Source organism: Microbacterium sp. NPDC089320 (genome assembly GCF_040684875.1).
Classification (GTDB): Bacteria; Actinomycetota; Actinomycetes; order Actinomycetales; family Microbacteriaceae; genus Microbacterium.
This window is the reverse complement of the sequence record NZ_JBFBGY010000004.1, coordinates 167,518-182,509: the sequence shown is the minus strand read 5'-3', so window position 1 is coordinate 182,509 and position 14,992 is coordinate 167,518. Positions and strand designations below refer to the sequence as shown.

Sequence of the window (14,992 nt, the reverse complement as noted above, 5' to 3'; positions counted from 1 at the left end):
AAGTCCCTTTCCGTGCGCTGACCGCCGGGGTGAGACTGCGAGCATCCGATCTTTGGGAGCATCTCCATGTCTGCGCCAGCACTCACTCCGTCCGCCGTCCACGGCATCACAGCGAGAGGTCCACTCAGCGACGCCGTCATCCGTCGACTGACCGGCGACGACGCCGACGACCTCGGTGCCAGGGCCGAGGCGGCGCTCGCCTCGACCGACGATGTCGTGCGCGACGACGACGTCCAGCTCGCGCTCTTCGTGCTCTATGCCTCGTCGTACGGGTCGCTTCCCGAACTCGACCCGGCCCTCGAGTGGGACGCGGCGTTGATCACCACGCGGGGAATCCTCGAGCACGCGTTCGAGCGCGCGCTGCGGGCGTCCGTGCCGATGCCTGAGCTTCCCGAGCCGACCGTCGACGCCGTCGGCCGCTCTCTCTTCGCCCTGGCCGAGGCCGACACGGGTCCCAGCCTGTCGCGCTACGTCGCCAAGAAGGCGACGGAGGAGCAGATGCACGAGTTCTTCATGCAGCGCTCGATCTACACGCTGCGCGAGGCCGATCCGCACTCATGGGCGATCCCCCGCCTGCACGGACGCGCGAAGGCCGCACTCGTCGAGATCCAGTCCGACGAGTACGGCGGCGGCAGGCCCGACCGCGTGCACGCGACGATCTTCGCTCGCGCGATGCGCGGCGCCGGGCTCGACGACACCTACGGCGGGTACGTCGACGACGTGCCGGCCATCACGCTCGCCTCACTGAACTCGATGTCGATGTTCGGACTGAACCGGCGCCTCCTCGGCGCCATCGTCGGTCATCTCGCCGCGTTCGAGATGACGTCGTCGATCCCGAACCGGCTCTACGCCGACGGCCTCCGGCGACTCGGCTTCGGTGAGGACGTGACCGACTACTTCGACGAGCACGTCGAGGCGGATGCCGTGCACGAGCAGATCGCGGCGCGCGACCTCGCCGGAGGGCTGGCCGAGGATCACCCCGAGCTGCTGCCCGACATCATGTTCGGAGCGGCGGCCTGCCTGACGGTCGACGGCTGGGCAGCGGGACACATGCTCGACTCGTGGATGCGCGGAGAATCCTCCCTGCGGCCGAGGGACGCGCGATGAGTGAGCGCGAGGATGCCGTCACCATCACGGCCTACCCCGACGGACCGCTGCTGGTGCGGGGCGCCGCCGTGCTCGAGACCTCCGACGGCGAGCCGATCGAGGTGAAGCGCCGCACGGTGGCGCTGTGCCGCTGCGGCCTCTCGACGATCAAGCCGTTCTGCGACGGCACCCACAAGGCGGCGGGGTTCCGCACCGACGCCTGAGCGACGAGCGCACGGTTCAGTGGCCGACAGCCGGAAGGCATCCGCCGTCCATGATGACCCCGCCGATCTCGACGCTGAGCGTGTCTGCCGAGACCTCGCCGAAGATGCATCCGCCCTCCGGCGCCGCAGCCCCGAAGGCCACCGCCCGGGCGTCGCCGATGGTCTGCACGTCGGTGAGGCCGGCGGCGGCGAACACCTCCTCCACCGCGGCGACCGACAGGTCTCCGGAGGCGCGGAGCGTCTCGAGACCTGTTCTCACAGACGCGGCGGGTTTCTCGGCGGCGGCCCGGCTCTCCTCGGACGGCTCAATACGGTCGCGATAGCGCTCGTTCTGCGCCATCGCGTGGTCGGGGTCGTACGGTGCGCAGTCGGGTGGCAGGTCGACGCCTTCGATCTGCGGGCAGGCCGCGGTGGGAGTCGGGCTCGGGGATGCCGTGGGCGATGCGTCCGCCGACCCCGGAGTCGCCGTCGCACAGCCCGCGAGCAGTGCCGTCGTCGCGATGACGAGAAGCAACCGCGAGCCCCTCGACCTGTCCCCCCGGATCCTGGTCATCGCCTCATGCAACCACACGGCGCCGACAGTGCCAACCCTCCGTCGCACGCGTCCTCGCGCACACACCGCCTGGGGAGGAGATCTGCGTCCCGGGAGGAGCATCTACGGCGATCGGTCCTCCCGGCGAGCAGTCCTCCTCCCGAGGGCGAAGGCAGGATGCGGGCATGAGGCGCGACGGTGCCCGCTTCAGCGCGGATTCAGCGTGCTCCCGCCACACTGGAGGAATGCGGATCCTGGTGGTTGACGACGAGGCGCGGTTGGCCGACGCCGTGCGCCGGGGACTCGAAGCGGAGGGCTTCGCTGTGGACGTCGCACACAACGGCGTCGACGGACTCTGGCGTGCACGCGAGACCCGCTACGACGCGATCGTGCTCGACCTCATGATGCCCGGCATGAGCGGATGGAAGGTGTGCGAGGCGCTGCGCGCTGAGGAGAACTGGACGCCCGTGCTGATGCTCACCGCCAAGGACGGCGAGTGGGACCAGGTCGAGGCCCTCGAGACGGGCGCCGACGACTACGTGACCAAGCCGTTCTCGTTCGCCATCCTCGTCGCCCGCATCCGCGCCCTCGTGCGTCGGGGCGCCGTCGCCCGGCCGGCCGTGCTCGAAGCCGGGGATCTGAAGCTCGACCCCTCGTCGCACCGCGTCTGGCGCGGCGAGACCCCGATCACGCTGACGGCTCGTGAGTTCGCGGTGCTCGAGCACCTGATGCGTCATCGGGGCCAGGTGCTCTCGAAGCGCTCGCTGATCGAGGGCGTGTGGGACGACGACTTCGACGGCGACCCCAACATCGTCGAGGTCTACGTGGGCCACCTGCGTCGCAAGCTCGACAAGCCCTTCGGACGTGAGGCTATCGAGACGATCCGCGGCGCCGGCTACCGGTTGGCGGCCGACGGTGGCTAGGCGCTCCTTCAGGTCGGTGCGCGCCCGGACGACCCTCGGCGCTACTCTCGTCGTCGCCGTCGCGCTGCTCATCGGGGCGTTCTCGTTCTACGGCATCCTCAGCTCGAGCATCCATGCCAGCGAAGAGCGTGCGGCGGAGCAGCGGCTCGACGAGCTCGCCGAGCGATTCGACGGCCCCGGCGGCGGACCAGGCGGCGAGCGCGGCATCGACACCCTCGACGACGAGATCGTGCAGATCATCGGCAAGGACGGCACGGTGCGCGCCGCCAGCGAGGATGCCCGCGACGAGCTGGGATCATCCGCGCTGCCGACCTCGGGTGATGCACGACGGATGACGGTGGGCGGCGATCCCGTGCTGGTCGTCTCGGAGGGCATCGACGACGGCCAGACTCTCGTGCTCGCGGTGCCCGTCGATGACGGCGCCGAGACGCTGTCGACCGTCGCCGTGCTGCTCGCGGTGGCCGTGCCATTGCTGCTGCTGCTCGTCGCCGCGACGACCTGGCTGGTGGTGGGTCGGGCGCTCAGGCCCGTGACGCGCATCCGCGAGGAGGTCGACGGGATCACCGCCGAGCACCTGCATCGGCGCGTCGAGGTGCCGCCGTCGTCGGACGAGATCGCGGCGCTCGCGACGACCATGAACCGGATGCTCGATCGACTGGACGCCTCAGCGGCGGCGCAGCGCCGGTTCGTCTCGGATGCGTCGCACGAGCTGCGCTCCCCACTCGCGACGATCCGACAGCATGCCGAGCTGGCTCAGGCGCACCCCGCGACCACCAGCATCGACGAGTTGGCCGAGGTGGTGTCCGACGAAGGACTCCGCCTGCAGGGGATCGTGGAGTCGCTGCTGCTGCTCGCCAGGCTCGACGAGGGCGGCGGCACGCATGACGAGGCCATCGACCTCGACGACATCGCACTGGGTGAGGTGCGGCGACTGCGGTCGCAAGGCGTCGATGTCGACGGCTCCGGTATCCGTGCGGCGCGCGTCACCGGAGACCCCCGCCTGCTCGGTCAGCTGCTGCGCAATCTCGCCGACAACGCCGTCCGACACACTGCGGGCCGGGTGGCGATCAGCGTGATCCCGCAGGACGCCTGGGTGTTCGTGACGGTCGAGGACGACGGCGCGGGAGTGCCGCCGGACGAACGCGAGCGCATCTTCGAACGCTTCGTGAGACTCGACGAGGCGCGCAGCCGAGACGCCGGAGGCAGCGGTCTCGGTCTGGCCATCGTGCAGGGCATCGCGGCGGCCAGCGGCGGCACGGTCTCGGTCGACGACTCCCGCTGGGGTGGCGCCCGCTTCGTGGTTGCGCTCCCGATCTCCGGCTGACCTCGCATGCGAGCATGGTGGGTATGCAGACCCCCATGATCGACTACCTGAACGTGCTGCTCGAGTCGTGCGGGGAGGATGCCGGAGAGGTGGCCTCGTACATCCCCGAGCTCGCGCAGGCCGACCCCGACCGACTCGCCATCGCCGTCTCGACCCTTGACGGCGAGGTCTATGTCGCGGGCGATGCCGACGTGGAGTTCACGATCCAGTCGATCTCGAAGCCCTTCACCTACGCACTGGCCATCGCCGATCAGGGCCTCGACACCGTGCTCGAGCACATCGATGTCGAGCCGTCGGGCGATGCGTTCAACGAGATCTCGCTCGAGCGCGAGACCGGTCGTCCGCGCAACCCCATGATCAACGCGGGGGCGATCGCGGCCCACGCGCTCGTGGACGGCGAGAAGGCCGACGCCCGCGTCGACCGCATCCTCGACCTGTACAGCCGTCTCGCGGGACGGGAGCTCTCGATCGCGGAAGACGTCTTCGAATCCGAGCTGTCGGCCGCCGACCGCAACATGGCGCTCGCCTACATGCTGCGCACCGTCGGCACGCTCGACGCGGATCCCGCCGATGTCGTCCGCGGCTACACGCGACAGTGCTCGGTGTCGGTCACGGTGCGCGATCTGGCCCGCATGGGCTCGGTGCTCGCGGCGGGGGGTCGTACCCCCGACGGCACGCAGGTGATCGATCCGGCCGTCAACCGACAGGTGCTGAGCGTCATGACCACCTGCGGCATGTACGACTCGGCGGGCGACTGGCTGACCTCGGTCGGCATCCCCGCCAAGAGCGGCGTCGCGGGCGGTCTCATGGGCGTGCTGCCCGGGCAGGTCGGCATCGCCGTCTTCTCGCCGCGGCTCGATCCGCACGGCAACAGCACCCGCGGAGTGCGGATGTTCGAGCGGATGAATCACGACCTGGGTCTGCACCTCATGACCTCGACCGACACGGCGCGCTCGGTGTCGCGACGGGTCGAGCACGACGGCGCGACAGTGCACGAGATCGCGGGCGATCTGCACTTCATGGAGGCGGAGCGCGTGCTGCGCGGCTTCGCCGAGGAACCCGCAGGCGACGAGCCCGTGATCGTCGACCTCGATCGGGTGCAGCGCGCCAACGACATCGCCAAGCGCATGCTCCTCGAGGGCGTGCGTCGTCTGCACCTCGACGGGCACGACGTGCGGATCGTCGACCCGTGGGGTGTGCTCGGCCGTGCCGAGACCGGATCGGGCGAGCTCGTGCACGGCGAGAAGGCGCACGGCGGCTATGTGCCGGCATCCTTCTCCGACGTGGCGAGCGCGGTGCGCGGCTGAGCCTCCACTGGTTCCTGAAGGCGGCTTCAGGACGCTTCAGGGTGGCTTCAGCACTGCCGCGAGAGCATCAAGACATGAACGACAAGAGCCCTACCCCTGACCAGACCCCCGAGAACCTCCCGACGAACACGACCCCGCCCCCTCCCCCCGCGCCGACGCCGACGCACGATGGCGAGACCGTGCCCGTCGCGCCGCTCGCGGCTGAGAACGCCGCCCCGGCATCCGATACCGCAGTCCCCGCGAAGCGCGGTCGCAAGCGCGCTCTGCTGATCGGCGGTGGAGTCGCCGCCGCCCTGATCCTCGTCGGTGGTGGAGTGGCTGTCGGAGCAGCCATCGGAGACGACCTCGGCGACGACGACGACCGCCCCTCTGTCTCGGACGGTCCCCGCGGCGATGACGGAGACCACGGTGGACAGCCCGGCGACGACCGCGATGACGACGGCGACGACCGAGGCGCTCCGCAGGGCGGGGGCCCGGTGACCGGCATCGGCACCGACTCCGCCGACGAGCTCGTCGAGATCGCGGATGCCGCCCGCGGAGCCGCGGAGGGCGATGTCACCTCGATCGATGCGAAGCGCGATGGGACCTGGGAGGTCCAGCTGACCGCCGCGGACGGCAGCGAGACGGAGGTGCGGGTGGATGCCGACCTCGCCGCGACCGTGATCTCGACAGAGCAGGAAGACGACGACACCGCTCCCGCGCACATTCTCGACGAGGCCGCGATCCGCGCGCTCGTCGATGCCGCCCTGGCCGAGGCCGACGGGATGATCACCGACCTCGACACCGACAACGACGAGGTCAGCCCCTACGATGCATCGGTGGTCACCACCGATCGCCGCTCGATCGACATCGACTTCAGCGCCGACTACGCCGTGGTCGGCACCGACATCGGCGACTGAGCGACCCGCGTCGTTCTTCGAGCCGCCGGCCCCACGGGGTCGGCGGCTCGACGCGTCTTCCGGATGCCGGCGCAGCCGAGGCGCGAGTCTGCGGTGTTCACGTGGCCGCGTCATGATCCGTCGCCCACCGGGTCTCTCTGTGCGAGTTCGGTCGCCGTCGCGCACCGACGATGCGGTCACCGGGGGGATCCATGCCGACCACGGCGCACACCTACTTCTACACATCCGTCCGAGCGGACTCCGTCGTGCAGGCGCTTCAGCACGTCGTGACCGATCTGAAGCATGTCGAGTGGCGCGTCTTCGACAGCCGCTCGGTCGCATTCGGCACCCGCGGATCGCTGTTCGAGGCACCGGCCGACGTGCGGATCGTCACCACTGCGCTCGCCGCCGGCGGATCGGACGTGAGGATCGCCGTGCAGTCGACGACCCGTCGGTCCACGACCCGACGGACGATGACCACCAGGGCGGCCGACCGACTCAGCCTGCGGATCCAGAAGGCGCTCGGCTGACCGCGGGACAGACCGGCGGATACCATCGGAGTCATGACGAATTCCGGTCCGATCGACGATGTCTCCATCGGCGGCGAGATGATCCGCCTCGGCCAGTTCCTGAAGTACTCGGGACTGCTCGATTCGGGCGGCGACGCCAAGGAGGTCGTGATCGACGGATTCGTGAAGGTCAACGGAGAGGTCGATCGTCGACGAGGACGCCAGCTGCACGACGGCGACCTGGTGACGTTCGAGGGCCGCACCGTTCGCGTGCGCCCCTGATCACCCGGCTGCCGTCCGTCACCGCCGCGTCGTGTAGCGGAGGAACATCACGCCGCTGTCGAAGCGCCGATGCTCTGCGAGCTCGAGGTCGACGTGCACACCGTCGGGGAAGAACGGCTTGCCGCCCCCGACGATCGCCGGTCCGATGAAGAGGCCGAACTCATCCACCAGTCCCGCCCGCATCGCCTCAGCCGCGAGCGTGGGGCCGTCGACGGAGAAGTCGCTGTCGGACTCCGCCTTCCATCGCTCGATCACCTCGGGATCGAACGTGCGCTCGAGGCGCGTTCGCTCGCTCGACACCTCGGCCAGGGTCTTCGAGAAGACAACCTTCTGCGCTGCTTGCCAGACCCGTGCGTAGTCGATGCCGACCTGCGGCTGGTCGGGCTCGAGGTGAGCGGTCTCCCAATAGACCATGGTCTCGTACATCCGCCGCCCGTAGAGATAGGTGCCGACGTCTGCGAACTGCTCGGTGATGAAGTCGTGCAGATCTTCGTCGAGCGCCCAGTCGAAGCCGCCGTCCGGGCCGCTGACGTATCCGTCGAGCGACGTGATCATGGAGTAGATAAGCCGGGCCATGCGGCGAGGCTACTCCGGGCATCCGGGCGGGTCGACCCCTTTCGGCGGTCTCCCTAGCGACCCTCGGCGCGAGACGCAAGGCGCTGGCCGACATTCGCGCGTGCGCGCACGCTGGAGCCATACCCCCAGACCAGCGACCGAGAGGAACCCCCATGTCTCGCGACCAGTACACCTTCACCAACCCGGCCGAGCTCTACTCCGACATCGAGCCCCAGAAGCAGCACATGCCCGAGCCCGGCCTCGATGCCGACCTCGCGCCGAAGGCCGACCTCGGCGAAGACAGCTACCGCGGCACCGGCCGGCTGACCGGACGCAAGGCCCTCGTCACCGGCGGCGACTCCGGCATCGGCGCTGCGACGGCGATCGCCTTCGCGCGCGAAGGTGCGGATGTCGCACTCTCCTACCTCCCTGAAGAGGAAGAGGATGCTGCCCGCATCGCCGGCATCCTCCGCGAGGCGGGAGCCACCGTGGCGCAGATCCCGGGCGATCTGCGTGACCCCGAGTACTGCCGCACGCTCGTCTCGGAGGCGGTCGGCGCACTCGGCGGCCTCGACATCCTCGTCAACAACGGCGGCAAGCAGGTCTATCAGGAGTCCCTGACCGACATCACCGACGAGCAGTTCGACGACACCTTCAAGACCAACGTCTACGCGATGTTCTGGATCACGAAGGCCGCACTGCCGCACCTTCAGGCGGGCTCGACCATCATCAACACCACGTCGATCCAGGCCTACTCCCCGTCGGGGATCCTCGTCGACTACGCGTCGACCAAGGCCACGATCAACGCCTTCACGAAGGGCCTCGCCGAGCAGCTCGCTCCGAAGGGCATCCGGGTGAACGCCGTGGCGCCGGGACCGATCTGGACGCCGCTGCAGCCGAGCGACGGCCAGCCGCAGGAGAAGCTGCCTGAGTTCGGAGAGGACACCCCGCTCGGTCGCATGGGCCAGCCCGCCGAGCTGGCACCGGCCTACGTCTTCCTCGCGTCGCCCGAGTCGAGCTACGTCGCGGGCGAGACGCTCAACGTCAACGGCGGCATGCCCACGCCGTGAGTCGCTGACCGCGAACGCCCCCTCCCGAGCTCGACTCGGAGGGGGCGTTTCCGCGCACGGCGACGCCCGGCTGATGTCGGAGCCGCGAGGCAGTATGTCGGTATGGCAGACGGATACGACCTCGACTTCCTTGCGACCCGGGTGCCCCTGCCCCGACCGGCACAGGATGCGACAGAGCTGTCATACCCGCGGTTCAGCGTGCTACTCGACGGCGACCGCCGTCTGGCCGCCGTGACGGGAGTGAACATCGACGGCGCGCTCCTGCGTGAGCTGCCCCGCACCGGCGAGTGGCGGTTGGACCCGCGAGTCGACGCAGATCTGCAGACCGGACCCGAGGTGTATGCGCGCAACGACCTCGATCGCGGACACCTCGTGCGCCGGCGCGACCCCGGCTGGGGTGACATCGACGATGCCCGAGCAGCGACCGAGGCGACGTTCTTCTATCCGAACGCCGCCCCGCAGGCCGCCGGGTTCAATCAGTCCGCAGAGCTCTGGCTGGGTCTGGAAGACCACGTTCTCGAGTATGCCGAGGCGACCGATCAGCGCATCTCGGTGTTCACCGCTCCCGTACTCGGAGAAGACGACCCGCCCTACCGCGGCATCCGCATTCCCCTCCTCTTCTGGAAGATCGCGGCCTGGCAGGGGCCCGACGGTCTGGCTGCCGCCGGGTTCGTGCTCGATCAGGCAGAGCTCATCGACACGGCCGACGGTCTGCTCGCCGCGCCGCCGCTCGGCGCCTTCCGCACCTTCCAGGTTCCGATCGCCGAGATCACCCGCATGACGGGTGTCGACGTCGGCCCGCTGCTCGACGCCGATGTCCTCGCCCACCGCGGCGCCCGGTCGTCCGAATGGCGGCCGCTCACCGCGGCATCCGACATCACGCTCTAGCCGTCGTCGCCGCGCGGGGTGAAGTCGTCGCAGTATGCCGGTCAGCAGAAGGTCTTGCGCGGCGCATCGGCCGGTGTCACGCTTGCGACACAGCTCTGTCGCGCTGTAACGCGACGGCTGGGGTGCCGCGCAGCGGCATCGGATGGGGCGCCCTTTCTGCTACCTCCCCCGTGGTGGGGGCGTCCCGTCCTCCCTCGACCTGGTTCGGTCGGCATCAGCCGCGATGGTCGGCAGCGATCATCCAGCTGTCCCTCACCCTGAACGCGGGGAGCGTCTGTCGCTTGGCGCGGTTCGCCGCGACGTTGCCGCGCATCCCGACGTTCCGCGCCCACTGCGAGAGCCGGATGACCTCTGGACTGGTGAGGAGGGCGATCCTCTTGTGAAGCGCCTCCAGCACCAACAGCGCGAGCAACCTCGTCATCTCGTCATGGCGATTCGCGCGCGAGTAGGCGTCGAGCGCCGGGTAGTACTCGACGCGCCTGTTCCGCGCGCGGACGATGACGGGTGGTAGTCCCTGTCCGAGTAACTGATGGTTCATCAGGACTCGACCGATTCGCCCATTGCCGTCGACGAACGGATGAATCACCTCGAACTCGCAGTGAAACCAGGCGATCCTCTCGATGGCATTCATCGGTGGGCCGGTCACGTACCGATCGAGCGCCCGATCTACGAGCTCTTTCACGAACAAGGGATTCGCACCGAGGTGGCTGCCGACCCGTACCCACTCGTCTCCCTGGCGGAACCGTCCCGCTACGTCATCGCGAATGCCCCTCAGGAGGGAAGCATGCCAGCGGAGGATGCGGTCGACGGTCAGCGTGCCGCCTGCGTCTTCTGCTGTCGGTTTCAGGAGGTCCTCTGTGACGCTGGCGAGGTTGCTCGCCTCGAAGACCTCTCGGAGGTCGTGCGTCGCGGAGGGCAGTCCCCCGGCGAGGATCTTCTCGGTGTCCTCGAGACTGAGGGTGGAGTTCTCGATCGCGTTCGATTGATGAACGGACTCCGCTGTCTCACCCCGCGCGATCTGCTCGAGCGCCTCAGGATGCCGCGCTGTCAACTCCCGATAGTGCGTGCGAAGCGATTCGATGCGTTCGATAGTCACTTGATTGATCATCTGGCCTCCTCGAGGCCCCAACTTACCGTGAATAACGGTAGGAGGTTAGCCAGATTCACGCATACTGGCATCCTTCGTCGGCGCACGTCGGGCCTGGGTGCCGTGCAGCCGCGGCGGTCGACGCGAAACCTGCACTCAGTTGAAGTCGCCGCCGGGTGCCATGTCGTGGAAGCGCGAGTAGTGGCCCTGGAAGGCCACGGTGATCGTCGCGGTCGGACCGTTACGGTGCTTGGCCACGATCAGGTCGGCCTCACCGGGACGCACGTCCTTGTCGTAGACCGAGTCGCGGTGCAGCAGGATCACCATGTCGGCGTCCTGCTCGATCGAGCCGGACTCGCGCAGATCGCTGATCGCGGGCTTCTTGTCGGTGCGCTGCTCAGGACCACGGTTCAGTTGCGACAGTGCGATGACAGGAACCTGCAGCTCCTTGGCGATGAGCTTGAGGCTTCGCGAGAACTCCGAGACCTCCTGCTGGCGCGACTCGACGCGCTTGCCCGACGTCATCAGCTGCAGGTAGTCGATGATGACCATCCGCAGACCCTCGCGCTGCTTGAGTCGACGGCACTTCGCCCGGATCTCGACCAGGGTCATGTTGGGGCTGTCGTCGATGTAGAGAGGAGCGTCGTTGATGCGTCCGCGGGTCGCCGCGACCGTGGTCCAGTCCCGCGGGTCGAGGTTTCCCTTGCGCATGTTCTGCAGGGGGATCTGCCCCTCGGCGCTGAGCAGACGCATCGCGATCTCGCTCTTGCCCATCTCGAGCGAGAAGAAGACCGACGGGAGGTTGTGGCTGATCGAGGCGGCGCGGGCGAAGTCGAGCGCGAGCGTCGACTTACCCATGGCGGGTCGGGCGGCGACGACGATCATCTGCCCGCCGTGCAGGCCGTTCGTGAGCTCGTCGAGCTCCTTGAAGCCAGTCGGGACACCCGTCATCGAGCCATCGCGACCGCTGGCCGCCTCGATCTCCTCGAGCGCGGCATCGACCGCGATCTGCAGCGGCACGTAGTCCTCGGCCGTCTCGGATCCGGTGATCGCGTAGATCTCGGCCTGGGCGTTGTTGACGAGGTCGGTCGCGTCGCCCTGCCCGTCGTACCCGATCTGCACGATGCGCGTGCCCGCATCGACCAGACGACGCAGGATCGCCCGCTCGGACACGATCCCCGCGTAATAGCCGGCGTTGGCGGCGGTGGGGACGATCGAGGTGAGGGTGTGCAGATAGTCGGCACCGCCCGCCCGGCTCAGCTCCCCCGTCTTGATGAGCTCGTCGGTGACGGCGACGACGTCGGTCGGCTCGCCGTGCGAGTAGAGCGACAGGATGGCTTCGAAGATCAGCTCGTGCTTGGGGATGTAGAAGTCGGCGCCCCTGAGCGTCTCGATCACATCGGCGACAGCATCCTTCGAGAGGAGCATTCCGCCCAGCGCGCTCTGTTCGGCGAGCAGGTCGTGCGGGGGCGTTCGCTCGGGCGGACGCTTGCTTCCGAGGCGCTCCTCTGAGATGTCGGCGATCGACACGCTGCTCCCTTCGATGCGACGTTTCTTGCGGTGTGCTCGATGCCGACTGCGTCGGTCACGCGATGCGAATCGGCTCGAGAAGGCCGTTCGCACAGCAAACCAGGCACTTCCGACATCGGGTCGCTGGACCACGCTACGAGCGGGGGTTTTCGGTCGCAACACGCCCTGTGGATAACTGTGTGGAAAGCGTGCGAACAAGTCCGGAGAGTCTGTGCAGAACGCATGTGGATAAGTCGGTGGAGTACCGTGAGACCGTGATTTTTTATTGCTGCTGACCTGGGAATTGTGGTTTCCCCACCCTGTGGATGAGAACGTGGTTCAACCGGGCGTTGAAGGTTCGTCGAATCCGGGATGGGATGTGCAGAACCTGGGGAAAGTCAAGCCGGGATTCCACCGGGCGCGTCACAGTGCGCAACCCTGCGAAGTGTGCGCGATATGTCATCGTTTTCGAGCAGAACCCTCTAGACACGGCGATATACCGGGAGTAACGTCACCCGCTATCGACGTGATGTGCGTCGAGGACGAACGATCGCTCTCGGGGGAGGGAAGTCGACGTGAACGCTCAGGCAACCCGGCGCGGCCTACCGGCCGTCGCCCTCTGGGGTGGACTGGGCGCGCTCGCGTGGGCGACGGTCACGATCTTCACGGGCGGATCCTCTGCGCACGCGGATGACGGCTCGCATGACTCGCTGCTCGACGGGGTCTCCTCGATAGTGAGCGAGACGGTCTCGACCGTCGAAGAGACGGTGACCTCGGCGACCTCCCCGATCGTCGCCCCGGCCGCACCCGTCGTGACCGACGTCGTTCAGCCCGTCGTGACCGAAGTCGTCCAGCCCGTCGTCACTCAGGTCGTCGCCCCGGCTGTCACTCATGTCGTCAAGCCGGTGCAGCAGGCGGCTCCTCCGGTCGTCGAGCAGATCACCGAGACCGTCGCGCAGGTCCCCGTCGTCGGACCCCCGGCATCCGCGATCATCGACACCGCCGGCGACACCGCCGAGGCCGTCGTCACTCCGGTGACCGATCTGATCGACGGATCCCCTGTCGCCGAGATCGTGGCACCCGTGAAGGACGTGATCGCGGAGCTGCCCATCGTCGGAGGGGTGGTCGACGACCTCGGGGTTCTCCCCGTGATCGACGATGTCGTCGACGTGGCCACGCCGATCGTCGACCGGGTGGTGCCGATCGTCGACACGGTGGCGCCGATCGTCGACACGGTGGCGCCGATCGTCGACACGGTGGTGGAGACCACGCTTCCGCCGGTCATCGGCGTCGTCACGCCTTCTCGGCCCGGCTCTCCCGGTTCGGCGGCTGACTCCAGCCCTCAGGGAACGGCGCCGCTCGGCTCCATCCCGGACGTGGTCGATTCGTCGGCTGGCGGACACTTCGCCCCCTCGCGCCACCTGATCCCGGCTGCGTCGGCGGTGCCCGTCTCCCAGGCCGTGGCCTCTGACGCCGGCCCCGAGACGGGTGCTCCCGCATCCGATGGCGAGCACTTCCCCTCCGCCCCTCCCGCCGGAGCCCCCTCCGCACCCACTTCCTCCGCCGGTTCGAGCGGAGCATCCTCGTTCACCCCCGCACGCCTCGGCGATGTGGGAGCTCCCGCGCTTCACGGCGTGGAGCGCACCCCCGGTGCACCCGATGACGTCCTGCCGACGTCTCTGGTCGCCGACACCGACGTCTCTCCTGACTGACGGGTTGTCCGGTCGTTCTTCGTGAACGACAGATGCCGTGCTGCGCGCGCACATGCTCTTCGCGTGCACCCATCCAGACACACCCAATTCCAGTCAGGAGAAGGTCATCATGCGTACATACATCAAGCGAGCCCTGTGGGGCACGCTACTCGCCGGCGGGATCACCCTGCTCGGCGCGACTGCCGCCACCGCGGCAGACACCTCAGGAGAAGACGGGCTGCTCTCGGGAACCCAAGCGGATGCGCCGATCTCGGTGCCCGTCACGGTCGTCGGCAACGCGGTCTCAGTGCTCGGAGACACCTCCGCACAGCAGGCTCCGGCCCCCGCGCCCGCCCCGGCACCCGCGACCGCACCGGGCGCCACCACGAGCGGCGACTCCGGCACCGCGTCAGGCACTCAGGCCGTGGTCGACGTCGTCGTACCTGTCACGGTGACCGGCAACGCGATCACCCTGCTGGGAGACTCGTCGAGCCAGGCTCCGGCAGAGGCTGCCCCGGCACCCGCACCCGCAGCCGCTCCCGCGGTCACGACGAACGGAGATGACGGCGTGCTCTCAGGCACCCAGGCGCTGGTGGACGTCGACGTTCCGATCACCGTCTCGGGCAACTCCATCGCCGTGCTCGGCGACAGCGAGGCTGTCGGGCAGGATGCCGGTGCGCCGGCATCCTCGAACGACAGCGGCGCGGGTGCTTCCGAAGCGACCACATCGGGTGACGACGGGGTCGCGAGCGGCACCCAGGTGACCGCGCCGATCACCGCACCGGTCACGATCGGCGGCAATGCCATCTCCGTCCTCGGAGACAGCGAGTCCACCGGCACCACCGGCGGAACCACCGCCCCGGCCAGCGGAAGCAGCACCGGAGCGGAGACCTCCGGTGACGACGGCATCCTCGGCGGCACCCAGGTGACCGCGCCGGTCGCCGCACCGATCGATGTCACCGGCAACGCCATCTCCGTCCTCGGAGACAGCGAGTCCACCGGAACCACCAGCGGCGGCACCGCCCCGGCCGGCGGAAGCAGCACCGGAGCGGAGACCTCCGGTGACGACGGCATCCTCGGCGGCACCCAGGTGACCGCGCCGGTCGCCGCACCGATCGATGTCACCG

The 14,992-nt window shown here is 68.6% G+C and carries 16 protein-coding genes; 12 read left to right on the top strand and 4 right to left on the bottom strand.

What is annotated here, in order from left to right; translation table 11 throughout:
* Positions 1-66: 66 nt before the first annotated feature.
* Together AB0N61_RS12660 and AB0N61_RS12655 are read left to right on the top strand one after the other, a co-directional pair.
* On the top strand, positions 67-1,107 hold the full coding sequence (locus tag AB0N61_RS12660) for an iron-containing redox enzyme family protein (RefSeq protein WP_363364530.1): 1,041 nt from the start codon (positions 67-69) through the stop codon (positions 1,105-1,107).
* Entirely contained in the window at positions 1,104-1,310 is a 207-nt protein-coding gene (locus AB0N61_RS12655; protein ID WP_167948108.1) for a CDGSH iron-sulfur domain-containing protein, read from the top strand. The genes AB0N61_RS12660 and AB0N61_RS12655 overlap by 4 nt, the downstream gene beginning before the upstream one ends.
* A 16-nt stretch (positions 1,311-1,326) precedes the next feature.
* Here the strand turns inward: AB0N61_RS12655 and AB0N61_RS12650 are convergent, their stop codons facing one another.
* Positions 1,327-1,824, bottom strand: a complete 498-nt coding sequence (locus tag AB0N61_RS12650; protein WP_363364528.1) for a hypothetical protein — start codon at positions 1,822-1,824, stop codon at positions 1,327-1,329.
* Between the two features lie 263 nt (positions 1,825-2,087).
* Between AB0N61_RS12650 and AB0N61_RS12645 the strand changes: the two genes are divergently transcribed.
* The 6 genes from AB0N61_RS12645 to AB0N61_RS12620 all read left to right on the top strand — a co-directional run bounded on the left by AB0N61_RS12645 (position 2,088) and on the right by AB0N61_RS12620 (position 7,065).
* Positions 2,088-2,765 (top strand): response regulator transcription factor, encoded by a 678-nt coding sequence (locus AB0N61_RS12645; RefSeq protein ID WP_167948106.1) that lies wholly within the window; start codon positions 2,088-2,090, stop codon positions 2,763-2,765.
* Positions 2,766-2,781: 16 nt separating this feature from the next.
* On the top strand, positions 2,782-4,089 hold the full coding sequence (locus AB0N61_RS12640) for a HAMP domain-containing sensor histidine kinase (protein WP_363364525.1): 1,308 nt from the start codon (positions 2,782-2,784) through the stop codon (positions 4,087-4,089).
* A 23-nt stretch (positions 4,090-4,112) separates the two neighbouring features.
* A complete protein-coding gene (locus tag AB0N61_RS12635) occupies positions 4,113-5,396 on the top strand; it encodes a glutaminase (protein WP_363364523.1) in 1,284 nt (427 codons plus the stop codon).
* Positions 5,397-5,470: 74 nt separating this feature from the next.
* Positions 5,471-6,295, top strand: coding sequence for a hypothetical protein (locus AB0N61_RS12630; RefSeq protein WP_363364521.1), 825 nt, complete (start codon positions 5,471-5,473; stop codon positions 6,293-6,295).
* Between the two features lie 191 nt (positions 6,296-6,486).
* Entirely contained in the window at positions 6,487-6,804 is a 318-nt protein-coding gene (locus tag AB0N61_RS12625) for a hypothetical protein (RefSeq protein WP_363364520.1), read from the top strand.
* Between the two features lie 33 nt (positions 6,805-6,837).
* On the top strand, positions 6,838-7,065 hold the full coding sequence (locus AB0N61_RS12620) for an RNA-binding S4 domain-containing protein (protein WP_053098195.1): 228 nt from the start codon (positions 6,838-6,840) through the stop codon (positions 7,063-7,065).
* 18 nt (positions 7,066-7,083) lie between these two features.
* Here the strand turns inward: AB0N61_RS12620 and AB0N61_RS12615 are convergent, their stop codons facing one another.
* Complete coding sequence (locus AB0N61_RS12615) at positions 7,084-7,641, bottom strand: dihydrofolate reductase family protein (RefSeq protein WP_363364518.1); 558 nt, start codon at positions 7,639-7,641, stop codon at positions 7,084-7,086.
* Positions 7,642-7,793: 152 nt separating this feature from the next.
* Here AB0N61_RS12615 and AB0N61_RS12610 point away from each other — a divergent pair, with 152 nt between their 5' ends.
* Both AB0N61_RS12610 and AB0N61_RS12605 read left to right on the top strand, forming a co-directional pair.
* Entirely contained in the window at positions 7,794-8,690 is an 897-nt protein-coding gene (locus AB0N61_RS12610) for an SDR family oxidoreductase (RefSeq protein WP_363364516.1), read from the top strand.
* Between the two features lie 102 nt (positions 8,691-8,792).
* On the top strand, positions 8,793-9,578 hold the full coding sequence (locus AB0N61_RS12605) for a DNA/RNA non-specific endonuclease (protein WP_363364514.1): 786 nt from the start codon (positions 8,793-8,795) through the stop codon (positions 9,576-9,578).
* Between the two features lie 214 nt (positions 9,579-9,792).
* Here the strand turns inward: AB0N61_RS12605 and AB0N61_RS12600 are convergent, their stop codons facing one another.
* On the bottom strand, positions 9,793-10,707 hold the full coding sequence (locus AB0N61_RS12600) for a Fic family protein (protein WP_363364512.1): 915 nt from the start codon (positions 10,705-10,707) through the stop codon (positions 9,793-9,795).
* A gap of 114 nt (positions 10,708-10,821) precedes the next feature.
* A complete protein-coding gene (gene dnaB / locus AB0N61_RS12595; protein ID WP_363364510.1) occupies positions 10,822-12,195 on the bottom strand; it encodes a replicative DNA helicase in 1,374 nt (457 codons plus the stop codon).
* A gap of 554 nt (positions 12,196-12,749) precedes the next feature.
* On the opposite strand from dnaB, the gene AB0N61_RS12590 reads away from it, so the two are divergent.
* Positions 12,750-13,886, top strand: a complete 1,137-nt coding sequence (locus AB0N61_RS12590; protein ID WP_363364508.1) for a hypothetical protein — start codon at positions 12,750-12,752, stop codon at positions 13,884-13,886.
* 109 nt (positions 13,887-13,995) lie between these two features.
* The coding region (locus tag AB0N61_RS12585; RefSeq protein ID WP_363364506.1) for a chaplin family protein at positions 13,996-14,992 on the top strand (997 nt) is incomplete at its 3' end.